Raw genomic sequence first — 16333 nt, 5'->3', positions numbered from 1 at the left:
ACGATGAAAATTAGCGACGGAAACTGGCTGACGCAGCCTGGCCTGAATTTAACTCACCCGATTCAGGTATTCGAGGTCGAACAGCAGGGTAACGAGATGATTGTCTACGTTGCACCGCGCGATGTGCGTGAACGTACCTGGCAACTGGATACTCCACTCTTCACCCTGCGCTTTTTCTCGCCGCAGGAAGGCGTGGTTGGGGTGCGTATGGAACACTTCCAGGGCGCGTTGGATAACGGTCCGCACTATCCGCTGAACGTGCTGCAGGACGTCAACGTAGAGATACAAAACACCGCTGAATTTGCCGAACTGAAAAGCGGTAATTTGAGCGTGCGGGTCACTAAAGGCGAGTTCTGGTCGCTGGATTTCCTGCGTAGCGGCGAACGTATTACCGGCAGCCAGCTGAAAAATAACGGCTACGTGCAGGACACCAACAGCGGGAAAAACTATATGTTTGAACGCCTGGATCTGGGCGTTGGCGAAACGGTGTACGGTCTGGGTGAGCGCTTTACTGCGCTGGTACGTAACGGCCAGACGGTGGAAACATGGAACCGCGATGGCGGCACCAGTACCGAGCAGTCTTACAAGAACATCCCGTTTTATCTCACCAACCGTGGTTACGGCGTGCTGGTAAACCACCCGCAGTGCGTGTCGTTCGAAATCGGCTCTGAGAAAGTGTCAAAAGTGCAGTTCAGCGTTGAAAGCGAGTATCTGGAATATTTCGTCATCGACGGCCCTACGCCGAAAGCTGTGCTGGATCGCTATACTTGCTTTACCGGTCGTCCGGCGCTGCCGCCAGCCTGGTCATTCGGTTTGTGGCTGACTACATCGTTCACCACTAATTACGATGAAGCGACGGTGAACAGTTTTATCGACGGGATGGCCGAGCGCAATCTGCCGCTGCACGTCTTCCATTTCGACTGCTTCTGGATGAAAGCCTTCCAGTGGTGCGACTTTGAGTGGGATCCGGTGACCTTCCCTGACCCGGAAGGTATGATCCGCCGCCTGAAAGATAAAGGGCTGAAGGTCTGCGTATGGATAAACCCCTATATCGGCCAGAAATCCCCGCTGTTCAATGAACTGAAAGAGAAAGGTTATCTGCTCAAGCGCCCGGACGGCTCCCTGTGGCAATGGGATAAATGGCAGCCGGGCCTGGCGATTTATGACTTTACCAATCCTGAAGCCTGCGAGTGGTATGCCAACAAGTTGAAAGGTCTGGTGGATATCGGCGTTGATTGCTTCAAAACTGACTTTGGTGAACGCATTCCTACTGACGTTCAGTGGTTTGACGGTGCCGATCCGCAGAAAATGCACAACCATTATGCGTACATCTACAACGAACTGGTATGGAACGTGCTGAAAGAGACCGTCGGTGAAGAAGAGGCAGTGCTGTTCGCCCGTTCGGCCTCAGTGGGGGCGCAACAGTTCCCGGTGCACTGGGGCGGCGACTGCTACGCCAACTATGAATCAATGGCCGAAAGCCTGCGTGGCGGGTTGTCCATCGGCCTGTCCGGCTTTGGCTTCTGGAGTCACGATATTGGCGGCTTTGAGAATACCGCCCCGGCGCACGTCTACAAGCGCTGGTGTGCGTTTGGGCTGCTCTCCAGCCACAGCCGCCTGCACGGTAGTAAATCCTACCGTGTGCCATGGGCGTACGATGATGAATCCTGCGACGTGGTGCGCTACTTCACTGAGCAGAAATGCCGCATGATGCCGTACCTGTATCGCGAAGCGGCGCGCGCCAATGAGCTCGGAACACCGATGATGCGCGCAATGATGCTGGAGTTCCCGGACGATCCGGCATGTGATTATCTCGACCGCCAGTACATGCTGGGCGATAGCGTGATGGTTGCGCCGGTGTTTAGCGAGGCGGGTGATGTGCAGTTCTATCTGCCGGAAGGACGCTGGACGCATCTGTGGCGTAACGACGAGGTGGCGGGCAGCCGCTGGCATAAGCAGCAGCATGACTTCCTGAGTCTGCCGGTTTATGTGCGCGACAATACACTGCTGGCGCTGGGCTGCAATAACCAGAAGCCGGACTACGCCTGGCACGAACGGACGGCGTTCCAGCTGTTCCATCTGCAGGAGGGTCGGGAGGCGATTTGTGAAGTCCCGGCGGCTGACGGTTCGGTTATCTTCACGCTGAAGGCGACGCGCACGGGTAATACCATCACCGTGCAAGGAAGTGGCGAAGCGCGTAACTGGACGCTGTGTCTGCGTAATATTACGCAGGTTAGCGGCGTGAAGGGCGGCTCATCTGTGGGCAGTGAGTGGGGAACGGTTGTCACGCCGGATGCGGATATGCTGACGATTACCCTGTAAGTAAATCTCAACGTGGGCTGGATGGCGATGCAATGCGTTTTATCCGGCTCACGCTGCGAGCAGCATTCCAGATCTGAAAATCCAAAACATCCTGAATTAAATTTTTATCTCCCCATATTTGCGAGCGATATCACTCTGAATCCCGCGAAAAATGTGATCTGCGCCGTAAATATCTCACTATTTCTCGTTTTTGTCTTATTTCTGTCCGGAATACAGGACACGATTTAGTATTGTTGGCGCATCGTAGTCCTCTTATATTTATCATCACGGATTACACGTGGAGCATCAATGCTTCTTTATAACCTAAATAATTCGAGTTGCAGGAAGGCGGCGACGCAGCGAATCCCCTGAACGTACATAAGTACGTGACTGGGGTGAGCGAGAAAAACCAACGCACATGCAGCTTGAAGTATGACGGGTATAGATATTTAATCTGGTATGTAATAAGGGTAAATAATGCAAATGATTACCTCGCGACAAAACAGATTATTAAAATTTCTTCTATCTAAGAAGGAATATGTCACGCTGCTGAAAATTGCCGAGTATTTATCTGTTTCAGAGAAAACTGTGCAGCGCGATCTGCGCTTACTGGAACCATGGTTATCAGAATGGAAAATAACTATCGATAAACGTGCTGGTGCTGGGGTGATATTAAGTGCCGATAATATTACCGACCTTTTATATATGGACCAGTTATTAGGATCGGAGGGTGATGATGCTGACGGCATGATGAATAATTCACGGCGAGTCAAGATAGCTTCACAGTTATTAAGCGAAACGCCGCATGAAACGTCGATCAGTAAATTATCCGAACGTTATTTCATTAGTAGCGCATCGATTGTTAACGATCTGAAAGTAATTGAATCCTGGATTACCCCGTTGGGCCTGTCGTTGATTCGTAGTCAGAGCGGCACGCACATTGAAGGTAGCGAGAGCGGTGTGCGCCAGGCGATGGCATCGTTGATTAACGGCGTGATTAACCATAATGAACCCGGCAGCGTGATTTATTCACGCCTGGATCCGGGCAGTTATAAAGCGTTAGTGCATTACTTTGGCGAAGAAGACGTTTTATTTGTCCAGACGTTATTGCAGGAAATGGAGAACGACCTGTGCTGGTCGCTCGGCGAGCCTTATTACGTCAATATCTTTACCCATATTCTGATCATGATGTACCGCATCACGCGGGGCAATGCGCTTCCGAGAAAAGAAGAGAGCATCTCTACCTGTGATGAGAACATATTTTCCATTGCCAGTCGCATGATTCAGCATATCGAAAAACGCATTTCCCACCCGCTGCCGGAAGACGAAGTCTGGTTTATATATCAATACATTATCTCCTCGGGTGTGGTGATTGAAGAGCATAATGACGTGAGTGTGATTGGCCATATGCACTCCAGCGACGAAGCGCGTTTGATTACCCATCGGTTGATTGCCACCTTCGCCGAGATGGTCGACAGCGATCTTAGCCAGGACACGGCGCTGTATGACGGATTGCTGATCCACATTAAGCCGCTGATTAACCGACTGAACTACCAGATCCGCATTCGTAATCCGCTTCTGGAGGATATCAAAGGCGAGTTGCAGGACGTGTGGCGTCTGACCCAGTGTGCGGTGAATCGGGTGTTTAGCGGTTGGGGCGAGCGGGCCGTGTCGGAAGATGAGGTGGGATATTTAACCGTGCATTTTCAGGCCGCAATGGAGCGTCAGATAGCGCGTAAACGCGTACTACTGGTCTGTTCAACGGGTATCGGCACTTCTCACTTACTCAAAAGCCGTATTCTGCGCGCCTTTCCGGACTGGACTATCGTCGGCGTGGTGTCGGCAGGCAGCCTGCCCTCTGTACTGACGGACGATATTGAACTGGTGGTATCGACGATTAATTTACCCGCGGTTGCCATGCCGGTCGTGTATGTCACTGCCTTCTTCAATGATGCGGATATTAAGCGGGTAACAGAAACGGTTATTACGGAAAAATTACATCGGGCGACGTCGCTGGTCGTTGAAAATTAATGTCTGAACTCCATGAGGTATGATTGATGGACATCACGAAAATACTCAATACAAATCGCGTTATTTTGGACATGAAGGCTACAAGCAAAACGGAGGCTATTGAGGAACTGACGGATATTCTGCAAAAAGATGGAGCAATTAGCTGTCGCGAAACGTTTATTCAGGATGTCTGGCAACGTGAGTCAGAAGGCTCGACCGGCTTCGAAAACCATATTGCGATCCCGCACGGGAAATCCTCGGCGGTGGTCAATACCACGCTGGCGATAGGGCGTACCCGCCAGGATATTCCCTGGGAAACCCTGGACGGCAGCAATGTACGGTGCATTATTCTGTTTGCCGTACGTCTTGAAGATCAAAACACCACCCATATTCGTCTGCTTTCGCAGGTTGCTGGCGCGTTGGCAGATGACGACATTATTGAACAACTATTAGTTGAAAGTAGTCCACAAAAAATTATTGAGCTTTTTAGCCAATATGCTGAATCCAATGTCTGCTAAATAAAATGTGGAGCATGTTATGAATATTGTTTGTGTTGCCGCCTGTACGGCGGGTATTGCGCACACCTATATTGCCCGTGAGAAGTTAATTAAAGGTGCCAAAGCGCTTGGTCATAATATAAAGGTTGAAACCCAGGGCACCATTGGCACAGAAAACGAACTGCTGACAGAGGATATTTCTGCGGCTGATGTCGTAATTCTTGCTGTCGATGTAAAAATAAAAGGGGAGGAGCGATTTTCAAACAAACGCATTGTTCGAGTAAAAACTGAAATCGTCATAAAATCGCCCATTCAGTTTCTTGAAAAGGTCGAAAAATCATTAGTTAATAATAACCAGTAGCGATCCTCATTCTGGAGGGGTTTCACATGAGTGAAAATAAAATTCCGCTATCTCAGGAAATAAAAAAACATTTATTAACGGGAATTTCGTGGATGATCCCGTTAATTGTCGCCGCCGGGATCTGTATTGCTCTCGGGCAAATACTTGGCGGCACTAACGTCGGTGAAAAAACAGGAACCATTCCCTGGATGCTCAACCAGATTGGCGGCTGGGGGATGGGGTTAATCGTACCGCTGATTAGTGCGGCGATTGCGTACTCAATTGCTGACCGTCCGGGATTCGCGCCGGGCCTGATTGTCGGCTTCGTCTGCGGAGAAATTCATACCGGTTTTATCGGCGGTATGCTGGGCGGATTTCTGGTCGGTTATACCGTCCTGCTGCTCAAGCGCTATATCCGTTTGCCGCAGTCGATGCAGGGGTTGATGCCCATCATGGTGCTGCCGGTACTGAGTACCGTTATCGGCGGCCTGTTGATGATGACGCTGATTGGCAAGCCGATTGCCTGGCTGCAGGACGCGTTGATTCATCTGCTGGAGTCCATGCAGGGCGGATCCCGCTTTCTGATGGGCGCTATCCTCGGTGCGATGGCGACATTCGACTTCGGTGGGCCAGTGAATAAAACCATGTCGCTGTTTGCTGACGGCATGCTGGTCAGCGGCGTGTACGGTCCGGAAGCGGTGAAGTTTGTTGGTTCGATGATCCCTCCATTTGGCATTACGCTCTCTTTCCTGCTGACGCGTCACAAGTACACCCGTGCGGAACGTGAGGCGCTGAAGGCCGCATTCCCGATGGGGATCTGCATGATTACCGAAGGGGTTATTCCGATTGCGGCGCGCGACCTGCTGCGCGTAGTGGGCTCCTGCGTGGTGGCCTCGGCGATTGCGGGTGGCCTGATTATGGTGTGGGGTGTCGAAAGCCCGGTACCGCACGGCGGCATGTTTGTGGTTCCGCTCTTTACGCATCCGCTGCTGTTTTGCCTGGCGCTGGGGATCGGTACGGTGATTTGCGGCGTCATGCTGTCGCTGTGGAAGAAACCGGTAACCGAGCGTGATGAAGAGTTTGACGAACTCAGCGATCAAAAGCTGAAAGACGAAGAAATCACCTTCACCCTGGAATAACCGGAGGCCGTATGTTTGCCGATATGAAAAGCATGGTGACCAAAGCCTGGCGCGAGCAGTACGCGCTGCTGGCCATCAACTGTATGAACCTGGAAAGCGCCCGCGCAGCGGTGCGAGTGGCGGAGGAACACCGTGCGCCCATCATTCTGAATTTGTATCAGGGGCATCTGGAGCATTTTCCAGCCCCGATAGCGGCGGCGGTGGTCAAAACGCTGGCAGAGGAAGCCTCGGTACCGGTCGCGCTGGCGCTGGATCATGGAAAGGATCCTGTACGCATTCGCCAGGCTTTTCGCGCCGGATTCAGCGGCTTAATGATCGACGCCTCCGCCTTTGCGCTGGAGGAGAACATCCGCCAGACCCGGGCGGTGGTTGAGCTTGCAGCCAGCTTTTCTCTGTGCGTGGAAGGCGAGCTGGGTCATTTGACCGATGCTCCGTGCTATGACCACGCCGCTAACGCTGATTTGATGACCCAGGCCGCCGACGTGGAACCCTTCATCCAACAGACCGGGATCGATTTGCTGGCGGTGTCGGTGGGTACGGCACACGGCATGTACGCGCCGGGTATCACTCCTGCTATTAATTTCCAGCGGCTGGAGGAAATAGCCCGGTTATCAACGGTGCCGCTGGCGCTTCATGGTGGCAGCGGGACGCCGTTTGACCAGCTACAGCGCTGCCCGATGTTTGGTGTCGCCAAGATAAACGTTGGTGCGGCGGTTTTCGAAGCCGGAAAGGCTGCGCTACTGCATACCCTGTGTCGCGACACATCCGGTGAACTCGTTGATGCCCTGGCCCTGATGGAACAGGCCTGCGAGGAAGCCATTATTCCGTACCTGCAGGCCAGCGGCGCTATCGGCAAAGCCTGATTCATTTTCTGTAACGCCTTTTATGCCTCTGCGATGACGCACTGGCAGGGCTTTCTACACCCTGAAACTGGAGAATTAACATGTTAGTTTCGATGAAAGAATTACTGCAACCTACCCGTCAGCACGGTTTTGCCATCGGCGCATTCAACGTGGCGGACAGCTGCTTTGTACGCGCAGTAGTGGAAGAAGCGGAGGCGACCAATACCCCGGCGATTATCTCCATTCACCCCAGCGAACATGATTTTGTCGGCGATGCGTTTTTTAGCTACGTCCGTGATATCACCCTGCGTAGCCCGGTTCCCTTTACTCTGCATCTGGACCACGGCGCTTCGGTTGAGCATGTCCTGCGGGCGATTCAGTGTGGGTTTACCTCGGTGATGATTGATGGCTCGCTGCTGCCATATGAAGAGAACGTGGCGCTGACCCGCGAAGTTGTCAAACTGGCGCATGCGGTAGGTGTTTCGGTGGAAGGGGAGTTGGGAACGATTGGCCAGACCGGGACGTCAGTGGAAGGCGGCGTGTCGAAGGTTACTTATACCGATCCTGCTCAGGCAGAGGATTTTATCACCCGAACCGGTGCAGACACGCTGGCGGTGGCGATTGGAACCGCGCACGGGATCTACCCGAAAGGGATGCAGCCTGAGCTGCAAATGAACATCCTGCGCGACATCGCCGGGCGTGTGGATATTCCGCTGGTGCTGCACGGTGGTTCCGCGAACCCGGATGCGGAAATTGCCGAATCCGTGACGCTGGGCGTTGGCAAAATCAACATTTCCAGCGATATGAAATACGCCTACTTCCAGAAAGTCCGCGAAATCCTGGCGAAAGAAACCTGGTGGGACCCGAACGTAATCTACCCGGAAGCCATTAGCGCCGCGCGGGACGTGATCCGCCACAAAATGAAACTGTTCGGTTCAACCGGCAAAGCATCACTTTACTAACGGCATGCAGGCGGGGCGACCCGCCTCTTTCGCAACAAGGAAAAGTGCAATGAAGCGTTCACACATTAATTATGCCGTCGATAAAGCGCATGCCATCGCTGAGACTTTTCGGGTCTGTCTGCCTGATTTCGCGTATTTTACGGTCGATGCCTGGCGGCAACAGGATCAAACTCTGTGGCGTGAAGTGCGTGATCTCCAGTTGGGCTGGGATATTACCGACTTCGGGCACGGAGATTTTGCGCAAACGGGGCTGACGTTACTAACGTTGCGCAATGGTCTGATGGGGTCAGCGGATTACCCCAAACCGTATGCCGAAAAGATGCTGCAAATTCAGCAGGATCAGCAAACGCCATGGCATTTTCATCGCCATAAAATGGAAGATATCGTTAATCGCGGCGGCGGTGATTTATGTATGCAGCTGGCGTGGGTCACGCCTGATGATGAGTATGACGTCCGACGCGTTGTTGAGGTTAGCGTGGATGGTCAGCGGCGTACAGTTAACGCTGGCGAGACGCTGGTATTGAAACCGGGACAAGGAGTGTGCCTGCCACCGCGCTTGTATCATCGCTTTTGGGCGGAGAAGGCGTTCGTGCTGGGCTGGGAAATCTCGATGGTCAATGACGACCAGCATGACAATCACTTTCTGGAACCTGGCGGTCGCTTCCCGGTGATTGAAGAAGACGAGCCGGTGAAGTGGCTGCTGTGCAGTGAATATATTCGTTTATGAGCGTGAGTAGGCCCGGTAAGCGAAGCGTCACCGGGCAATAAATCATTGTGCAGGTGGTGGTGCAGTGACTTCACTCCCCGAAACCACGCCCGCCTGCATAGTTTGCGTTACCTGCTGTTTCTCCACGTTCACCGCATGTAACTGACCGTTGACCGTTGGCTTGAGAGGCGCATCGGCCTGAATATTGCCGCTGGCAGTAAGCTGGATGTTGCCATCTCCGGAAAGCGGCAGCGCGGGCCATCCCCAATGTTGCAGAATCGTCATTGGCACGCCGCGCCCGTTCAGGCTGACCTGAGTCTGGCGCTGAGGCAACTGCGAAATGCTGGCGGTGGACTCCAGTAGCCCTTTTTCCGTATAGGCGCTCAGTTCGCTGATATTGATGGTGCTGCTGTTCGCGGTCAGCGCCAGCGAAGGACGACGCACGTCGGTGCGGTTAAAGGTGGCTGCAGCGGCGTTGAGGGTGGCGCTTCCGCTCCAAACCCCCCACTGATTGTTCTGTACCAGCCCGAGGTTGGCGCCGTAACCGTCCAGCGCGGTGAGTTGCCACGGGAAGTCCGGATCGATATCAATCACCAGATTACGGCTGGCGCTGAATTTCTTCAGCGTCAGGCTGTTTAGCCAGGCTGGCAAGGGTTTCATCCACAGCTGTTTCCAGTTTTCCGGCAGCGTGTATTCCAGACCAGCAATAGCGGCATCGTCAAGGACCAGCGCTTTGTTGCTGCGCATCCAGTTTCCGGATGTTCTGACCATACCGCCTTCCCAGCGGGTGGTGAACTGGCGCAGCGCAATGCCCTGCGGTGAGAACTCGGCGTTCAGAATCGGATCGAAGAAGTGCAGAGAGCCGTAAATAAACTCGCTGGCGTTCATCGACAATTTTCCTTCCTGAGTTTGCCAGTCGTCCTTACTGAAGGTCATGTTGCGCAAGCTCAGATCGAGATCCGTCACCGCCCAGTCGGGGCCTTGCAGACGGGCATCCGTCACTTCCAGACGACCAATTTGCAGGGAAGGAATAGTGCTTAACGGGGAAAAAAAGTCGGCCAGCGATTTGTCGCTTTGCAGCCGGATATCGTTCAGGCGCAGATTCTCCACAACCCAACTTCCGTCTGCATTGCGTTGCGCTACGCCGGTTAATGCCCCACGCGCCACGTCAGCGCCAATATTGCTTAGCGTCACCCGGTCATGGTCGATGCTGCCTTCAATCAAGACGTTGGTAGTTGGAACATCGTTGAGCGTCAACGAACTGGCGCTGAGCTGAATTTGCGCTTTGCTCCCGAGAATTTTACCTGCCTCAGGGCTCCATGGAATGACGCCGCCGTTAACGCGCTGGGCACTGAGGTTCCACTCGCTGCCGGGGCTGTTAAGCGCCATATCCTGCAATTGCAGGCGATCGGCCTGGAACGGCAGCGGCGCGGTTTGCTGGGAAAGATTCAGCGTGCCGTTTTGCAACAAAATGGTGTCTACGTGCAGCGGATCGGTGATTTGGCGGCTACTCAGCCCAATATCAACCGTTTTAGCGACCAGCGTTGCGGGCTGCCCATCCCGGCCAAAGGTGACGTTTTCCAGCAGAATATGGGAAGGGGAAGAAAACCGGTGATCGATGGTATCAAACGCCAGATGGTAGCTGCTGTTCTCCGAGACCCAGGTGCTGACATGCTCTGCGCCCCAGCGGGTTTGCAGTAGAAAATAAAGGCCGAGGATCGCCACTGCAAGGGCGATCAGCACGTAAAGAAGCAGCTTTCCAATAAATTTCATGGTCTTCCATCCCGCGAAGTGCACATAGTCAAGTTATGCACGATTTAGGCGCAATGCTCAAGGCGGGAATGGTGAAAGAGCGTTACAGCGGCGTTGATTCAGAACCAACGCCGCATTTTGCTTATTGCTTTTCTGGCGGGAATACCAGATTCAGAACGATTGCGGTAATACCGCCAGCGGCGATACCGGAAGAGAGCAGGTTTTTCACCCAATCCGGGGCGAACTGGAGAATCAGCGGCTGCTGGGAAACACCCAGACCAACGGCCAGCGACAGCGCGATAATCAGAATCGCGCGGCGGTTCAACGGCTCGCGGGACACGATACGCACACCGGATGCTGCGATAGTACCGAACATCACCAGTGTTGCGCCGCCCAGTACCGGCTCAGGAATATGCTGTACAAAACCGCTGACTGCCGGGAACAGGCCCAGCGCGATCAACATCAGTGCCACCACAAAACCAACGTAGCGGCTGGCAACGCCTGTTAACTGAATAACCCCATTGTTCTGGCCAAAACAGGAGTTCGGGAAGGTGTTGAACACGGCGGAAACAAACGAGTTCAGACCGTTCGCCAGCACACCGCCTTTCAGGCGCTTCATATACAGCGGACCAGAAACCGGCTGCTCGGAGACATCGGAGGTAGCCGTAATATCGCCGATGGTTTCCAGTGAAGTAATCATAAAGACCAGCATCAGCGGCAGCAGTAAACTCCAGTCGATGCCCAGGCCATAATACAGCGGCGTTGGCACCATCAGCAGGTCCTGGCTTACCGGTGCGGTATTTTGCGGCAGCATGTTCATAAACCAGGCCAGCAGATAGCCTGCCGCCATCGCAATCACCAATGACGCAACGCGCAGGTAAGGGTTGCGTTGACGGTTAAGCAGGATGATTAGCGCCAGCACCACGCCTGCCAACAGTAAATTCTTCGGCGCGCCAAAGGTGTTGTCGCTCATTGCGGCATAGCCACCGCCAATCGATGTCAGACCTACCTGAATCAGCGACAGGCCGATAATCATCACCACCACCCCTGAGACCAGCGGAGTAATAATACGACGCGCCAGGTGCAGGACACGCGAGATAACCATCTCGGTGCAGCTTGCCAGCATCAGCGTACCGAACAGCGCCGCCATCATGGTTGGGACATCTGCGCCACCGGTTTTTAGCGCCGTACCGCCCATAATCAGTGGCGCAACAAAGTTAAAGCTGGTGCCCTGAATGGATAGCAGCCCTGAGCCGACCGGCCCCCAGGCTTTGATCTGAATGATAGAAGCCACGCCGGAGGCGAACAGCGACATACTGATAATGTGTTGAGTATCCTGAGCCGGTAAACCAAGCGCCTGGCAAATTAACAGAGCAGGGGTGATCACCGCGACGAACATGGCCAGCAGATGCTGACAGGCGGCAAACAGGGTCTGGGCTAACGGGGGGCGATCTTCAAGACGGTAAATCAGTTCACTGTTGTGAGTCTGCGCAACCGGTTGCGCATTTGTTGACTCTACGGCGTTAACGGACATCAGAGGCAATCCCATGGTGGAAAAGCGGTGATTTTATCTGACCAGGGCAGAAAAGCAAACGTTTGCTAGCAGGTATTCTTAATATTTAAAACGGATAAACAAACATTTTTATATAACTTTTCATCATTTTCTGCTTAAAATCCACTCCGAAAACTCAATAAGAGCTAAAAAACGGTCTGGAATGCATCGTGCGTGATTGTGCTAAACGCACTAATGGAGCTGTAAATGTTTTATCTCGATACGTTATCAACGCTGGTTGCGGCAACCCTTGTGTTGCTGCTGGGACGTAAGCTCGTCCAGTCTGTTTCCTTCCTGAAAAAATACACCATTCCCGAACCTGTAGCGGGCGGATTGCTGGTAGCGATTGCGCTGCTGGTACTAAAAAAAAGTATGGGTTGGGAAGTGAACTTCGACATGACCCTGCGCGACCCACTGATGCTGGCCTTCTTCGCCACCATTGGCCTGAACGCCAATATCGCCAGTCTGCGTGCCGGTGGCCGTGTGGTGGGAATCTTTCTGATTGTGGTTGTTGGCCTGCTGCTGATGCAAAACGCCATCGGTATTGGTATGGCGACCCTGCTGGGCCTGGATCCGCTGATGGGGCTGATTGCTGGTTCAATAACCCTCTCTGGCGGACACGGAACCGGGGCCGCATGGAGCAAGCTGTTTATTGAACGTTATGGCTTCACCAATGCAACTGAAGTGGCGATGGCTTGCGCAACGTTTGGCCTGGTTCTGGGCGGATTGATTGGCGGTCCGGTGGCGCGCTATCTGGTCAAACACTCCACCACGCCTGACGGCATGCCTGACGATCAGGCCGTGCCGACCGCGTTTGAAAAGCCGGACGTCGGGCGCATGATCACCTCGTTGGTGCTGATTGAAACCATCGCGCTGATCGCTATCTGTCTGACGGTGGGTAAAATCGTTGCGCAAATGCTGGTGGGAACGGTGCTGGAACTGCCGACCTTCGTTTGCGTGCTTTTTGTTGGGGTGATCCTCAGTAACGGCCTGGCGCTACTGGGCTTTTATCGGGTATTTGAGCGCGCGGTTTCGGTGCTGGGTAATGTCAGTCTGTCGCTTTTCCTGGCGATGGCGCTGATGAGCCTGAAGCTGTGGGAGCTGGCTTCTCTGGCTCTGCCGATGCTGGCAATTCTGGTCGTGCAGACCATTTTCATGGCGCTGTACGCGATATTCGTCACCTGGCGCATGATGGGTAAGAACTACGATGCCGCCGTGCTGGCAGCCGGACACTGTGGTTTTGGTCTCGGCGCGACGCCGACGGCGATTGCCAACATGCAGGCGATTACCGAACGTTTTGGACCATCCCATATGGCGTTTCTGGTGGTGCCGATGGTGGGGGCGTTCTTTATCGATATCGTCAACGCGCTGGTGATTAAGCTGTATCTGCTGTTACCGATTTTTGCGCAATAACGGCTGTGCGGCGGGGTAACGTCCGCCGCCGCTATGAATTAACTACGCGTTGGAGTAGCGTTCGGTTTCCGGCATCCAGCGCTCTATCAGTGCCACGGCCTGTTGCGGATAACGTTCGTGAATATGGCGGGCAATGCGCTGAACTTCCGGGATAATCGCCTGATCGCGCAGTAAATCTGCGACCTTGAATTCTGCTGTTCCGGTCTGGCGAGTACCTAACAGCTCGCCGGGGCCGCGAATCTCTAAATCTTTTTGCGCAATTACGAACCCGTCATTGCTGTCTCGCAGAACCTGCAGGCGTTTCTGCGCGGTTTTAGACAGCGGTGATTTGTAGAGCAGAACGCAGTGGGAAGCCACCGCGCCACGGCCTACGCGACCACGCAACTGGTGCAACTGGGCCAGACCTAAGCGTTCCGGGTTTTCAATAATCATCAGACTGGCGTTTGGCACGTCCACGCCCACTTCAATCACCGTGGTGGCAACCAGCAGATGCAGTTCACCCTGCTTAAAGGCCGCCATTACCGACTGCTTCTCGGCGGGCTTCATGCGCCCGTGTACCAGGCCAATATTGAGTTCTGGCAGCGCCAGTTTAAGCTCTTCCCACGTCGCTTCTGCCGCCTGAGCTTCCAACAAGTCAGACTCTTCAATCAGCGTACAGACCCAGTATGCTTGACGTCCTTCGTGGGTACAGGCGTTGCGCACGCGATCAATAATATCGCTGCGGCGGGTATCCGGAATGGCGACCGTAGTGACCGGCGTACGCCCCGGAGGGAGTTCGTCAATGACCGACGTGTCGAGGTCAGCATAGGCCGTCATCGCCAGGGTACGTGGAATCGGCGTGGCGGTCATGATTAGCTGGTGTGGGTGGAAACCCTGCTGCTGACCTTTCTCCCACAGCGCCAGACGCTGATGTACGCCGAAGCGGTGCTGTTCGTCGATGATAACCAGCGCCAGCCCGTTGAACTGCACCTGTTCCTGGAAAATCGCGTGCGTGCCGACAATCATCTGCACCTGACCGCTGGCGATAGCTTCCTGTTGCGCCAGACGCGCTTTACCTTTCTGCTTGCCCGCCAGCCAGCCCACTTCAACGCCCAGTGGCGCGAACCAGTTGCGGAAGTTATTCGCATGCTGTTCAGCCAATAGTTCGGTAGGAGCCATTAGCGCAACCTGCTTACCATGTGCGATAGCCCGCAGCGCGGCCAGCGCGGCAACCAGCGTTTTACCGGAGCCGACATCACCCTGTACCAGGCGCATCATCGGCACATCCAGTGCCATATCGCGTTCAATCTCAGCGGTAACACGGGCCTGTGCGCCAGTAGGTTTGAACGGCAATGCTGCCAGCAGCTTATCTTTTAGCGCGTTGTTAGCACTTAACGGCTGGGCGTGAAAACGCTGTGCCCCGGCACGTAGTGCCAGCATGCTGAGATTATGCGCCAGCAGTTCTTCGAGAATCAGACGTCGCTGCGCCGGATGCTGGCCGGTTTCCAGATCGCTGAGTTGCAGCGAAGGTGGGGGGCGGTGCAATGTGCGCAGTGCTTCGGGTAGGCTCATCATGCCCTGTAACAGCTCTGGCGGCAGCAGTTCGGCAATGGCGCAGGTATCGAGCAGATCCAGTGCCTGATCGGTCAGCTTGCGCAGCGTGGCCTGCTTCACACCTTCGGTGGTTGGATATACTGGTGTGAGTGTTTCCTGCAATTCTGGCGTGCTGAGATCGCCTTGTACGCGGTATTCCGGGTGAATCATCTCTGCGCCGTATTTCCCGCGTTTGGCTTCGCCGTAGGCCAGTACCCTACGCCCGGTAGCAAGGCTGTTTTTCATCGCTGCGCTGAAGTTGAAAAAGCGCATGGTGAGAATCCCCGAGCCATCGCTGATTTGACAGGTCATCATCCGGCGGCCGCCGAAGGTGATATTGCAGTTCAGCACTTCGCCTTCAACGGTGGCATAGACACCCGGCAGCAGTTCGCCAATTGGGTACAGATGGGTACGGTCTTCGTAACGCAAAGGGAGGTGGAGCAGGAGGTCCTGCACGGTGTGCAGGCCAATTTTAGCCAGTTTACTGCTTTGCGCTGCGCCAACGCCGGTCAGAGAGTTGAGTGGGATGGCATCCAGTAAACGGCCTTTCATCGCGTTTATCTCGCAGATTGCATAGTGGCCCACCACGTTGCATCGGCTTCAATTTCGCCCTGCGTGTTTACGTGAGGGTAGGGAAGACCTTTGCGCTTAGCGACATTCGCCAGCACCGGATAACCGCCTTCAAACAGTAAGCGCTGCTGCTCTTCTTGTGGCAGCATGCTGTTTTCTCGTCGGTACATCCCCGCGTTTTGCCGCTGGCGCTGTGCTTCGTACAGAATCAGCGCGGAGGCGACAGAAACGTTCAGTGACTGCACCATGCCAGTCATGGGAATGATGATGTCCTGATCAGCCAGATCCAATGCTTCCTGAGTGATGCCGGTTTTCTCCTGGCCCATCAGGATGCAGGTGGGGCGCGTGTAATCAATCTCGCGAAAATCCACGGCTTTATCTGACAGATGGGTTGCCAGGACCTGCATGCCCCGGCTTTTTAAATGTGTGACCGCATCGCCAATGGTAAGGTGAGTTTTCACCTGCACCCAACTGTTGCTGCCTGCGGCAGAAGAGGCCATGGTGCGCATACGGCTACCCGGCCAGACGGCGTGGACTTCATGCACGCCGACCGCATCTGCAGTACGAATAATCGCAGAAACGTTATGAGGTTTGTGAACCTGCTCCATGCAGACGGTCAGATCGGGCTGACGACGTGCGAGCATCTCGCGGATACGTGCATAGCGCTGTTCATTCAT

13 protein-coding genes are annotated in these 16333 nt (G+C 54.2%); 9 read left to right on the top strand and 4 right to left on the bottom strand.

Annotation, left to right across the window (positions count from 1 at the left end; genetic code table 11):
• The first annotated feature begins 3 nt into the window (after positions 1-3).
• The 8 genes from yicI (at position 4) to OGX86_RS14505 (ending at position 8818) form a co-directional block, all read left to right on the top strand.
• On the top strand, positions 4-2322 hold the full coding sequence (yicI, locus tag OGX86_RS14540; RefSeq protein WP_128316419.1) for an alpha-xylosidase: 2319 nt from the start codon (positions 4-6) through the stop codon (positions 2320-2322).
• 456 nt (positions 2323-2778) lie between these two features.
• Positions 2779-4332 carry a BglG family transcription antiterminator gene (locus OGX86_RS14535; RefSeq protein WP_286640234.1) on the top strand — a complete coding sequence of 518 codons (1554 nt, stop codon included), beginning with the start codon at positions 2779-2781 and terminating at the stop codon, positions 4330-4332.
• A gap of 26 nt (positions 4333-4358) precedes the next feature.
• Positions 4359-4829: a PTS sugar transporter subunit IIA gene (locus OGX86_RS14530; RefSeq protein WP_008786490.1), complete on the top strand. Its 471-nt coding sequence runs from the start codon at positions 4359-4361 to the stop codon at positions 4827-4829.
• Positions 4830-4848: 19 nt separating this feature from the next.
• Positions 4849-5169, top strand: a complete 321-nt coding sequence (locus tag OGX86_RS14525) for a PTS fructose transporter subunit IIB (protein ID WP_003827230.1) — start codon at positions 4849-4851, stop codon at positions 5167-5169.
• A 26-nt stretch (positions 5170-5195) separates the two neighbouring features.
• Positions 5196-6287 carry a PTS fructose transporter subunit IIC gene (locus OGX86_RS14520; protein ID WP_003827232.1) on the top strand — a complete coding sequence of 364 codons (1092 nt, stop codon included), beginning with the start codon at positions 5196-5198 and terminating at the stop codon, positions 6285-6287.
• A gap of 11 nt (positions 6288-6298) precedes the next feature.
• The gene (locus OGX86_RS14515) at positions 6299-7150 is read left to right on the top strand and encodes a class II fructose-bisphosphate aldolase (RefSeq protein ID WP_286640233.1); all 852 of its coding nucleotides are present in this window, start codon (positions 6299-6301) and stop codon (positions 7148-7150) included.
• Between the two features lie 80 nt (positions 7151-7230).
• A complete protein-coding gene (locus OGX86_RS14510; RefSeq protein ID WP_032945393.1) occupies positions 7231-8091 on the top strand; it encodes a ketose-bisphosphate aldolase in 861 nt (286 codons plus the stop codon).
• Between the two features lie 49 nt (positions 8092-8140).
• Entirely contained in the window at positions 8141-8818 is a 678-nt protein-coding gene (locus tag OGX86_RS14505) for a D-lyxose/D-mannose family sugar isomerase (protein WP_286640232.1), read from the top strand.
• Between the two features lie 42 nt (positions 8819-8860).
• On the opposite strand, the gene OGX86_RS14500 is transcribed toward OGX86_RS14505, so the two are convergent.
• The gene (locus OGX86_RS14500; protein WP_286640231.1) at positions 8861-10570 is read right to left on the bottom strand and encodes an AsmA family protein; all 1710 of its coding nucleotides are present in this window, start codon (positions 10568-10570) and stop codon (positions 8861-8863) included.
• Between the two features lie 121 nt (positions 10571-10691).
• A complete protein-coding gene (xanP, locus tag OGX86_RS14495) occupies positions 10692-12083 on the bottom strand; it encodes a xanthine/proton symporter XanP (protein ID WP_286640230.1) in 1392 nt (463 codons plus the stop codon).
• Between the two features lie 225 nt (positions 12084-12308).
• Between xanP and gltS the strand changes: the two genes are divergently transcribed.
• Positions 12309-13514: a sodium/glutamate symporter gene (gene gltS / locus OGX86_RS14490; RefSeq protein WP_003024029.1), complete on the top strand. Its 1206-nt coding sequence runs from the start codon at positions 12309-12311 to the stop codon at positions 13512-13514.
• A 42-nt stretch (positions 13515-13556) separates the two neighbouring features.
• Here the strand turns inward: gltS and recG are convergent, their stop codons facing one another.
• Complete coding sequence (recG, locus tag OGX86_RS14485) at positions 13557-15638, bottom strand: ATP-dependent DNA helicase RecG (protein WP_133087150.1); 2082 nt, start codon at positions 15636-15638, stop codon at positions 13557-13559.
• Positions 15639-15643: 5 nt separating this feature from the next.
• On the bottom strand, positions 15644-16333 hold the full coding sequence (gene trmH, locus OGX86_RS14480; RefSeq protein ID WP_032945382.1) for a tRNA (guanosine(18)-2'-O)-methyltransferase TrmH: 690 nt from the start codon (positions 16331-16333) through the stop codon (positions 15644-15646).

The sequence above is a fragment of the Citrobacter sp. Cpo040 genome (assembly GCF_030332915.1).
Taxonomy (GTDB): domain Bacteria; phylum Pseudomonadota; class Gammaproteobacteria; order Enterobacterales; family Enterobacteriaceae; genus Citrobacter; species Citrobacter portucalensis.
Note: the sequence above shows the minus strand (reverse complement) of the source record. Positions and strands in the feature narration are given on the sequence as shown.